Source organism: Paracoccus sp. SY, assembly GCF_002901215.1.
GTDB lineage: Bacteria > Pseudomonadota > Alphaproteobacteria > Rhodobacterales > Rhodobacteraceae > Paracoccus > Paracoccus acridae.
Genome location: NZ_NWMQ01000158.1, coordinates 1 through 873 on the forward strand (window position 1 = coordinate 1; position 873 = coordinate 873).

At 64.0% G+C, this 873-nt stretch carries 1 protein-coding gene; it reads right to left on the reverse strand.

Going from position 1 to position 873, the window contains the following annotated elements:
• Positions 1-873 (reverse strand): IS66 family transposase (locus CK944_RS22295; RefSeq protein ID WP_146038777.1); only part of this gene is annotated, 873 nt, incomplete at both ends.

Below are 873 nucleotides of genomic sequence, written 5' to 3' on the forward strand. Positions count from 1 at the left end.
GACATCGGCAAGCCAGGCCTGCGGGTCGATGCCGTTCAGCTTCGCCGAGCCGATCAGCGTGTACATGGCGGCGGCGCGGTGGCCACCGCGCTCGGAGCCAGCGAAGAGCCATGATTTCCTGCCGAGAGCCACGCCACGCAGTGAACGCTCCGCGCAATTGTTGCTGAGGCAAACCCGGCCGTCCTTAAGGAATCGGGTGAACCCGGGCCAGTGCGCAGTCGACAGAAGGTAATCGATCGCTTTGGCGACTTTGGCATGTTTCGAGAGCCGCGCCCGTTCGGACCGCAGCCATGCTTCCAGTTCGCCCACCAGTGGCGCCGACAGACGCTGGCGTGCCTCCAGACGGGCAGCGGCATCAAGGCCGCTGATCTCGCGCTCGATTTCGAACAGCCTGTCGATCCGCTTCACCGCTTCAAAGGCGATCGGCGAGATGTCTTCAGGCGACTTGCCTTTGCGGATGTTGCCCTCGACATCGGCAAGCTCGAAGAACTTGCGGCGCGCATGCGACCAGCATAGCGCGGGCAGAACAGGGCCCGGCTTGCGATTACCCTGGTAGAGCTGGTTGTATCCGGCATAGGCGTCGGCCTGCAGGATGCCTTGCCAGCCCTTCAAATGCCCAAGTGGATGTTCGCCCGCCCGATCGCGGGAGAACTTGAAGACAACGGCCGGCGGGGCGGTCCCGGAGAAGGGGCGGTCATCGCGAACATAGGTCCAGAGCCGCGCGGTCTTTGTTCCGCCGCGGGCAAGAAGCGGTACCGTTGTATCATCTCCATGAAGGCGTTCGGCGGCCAGGACATGCGCCTCGATCAGTGCCTGCAAAGGTTCCAGCAATGCGGTCACGGCGCCGACCTGGTCGGCCAGCGTCGAGAGGCT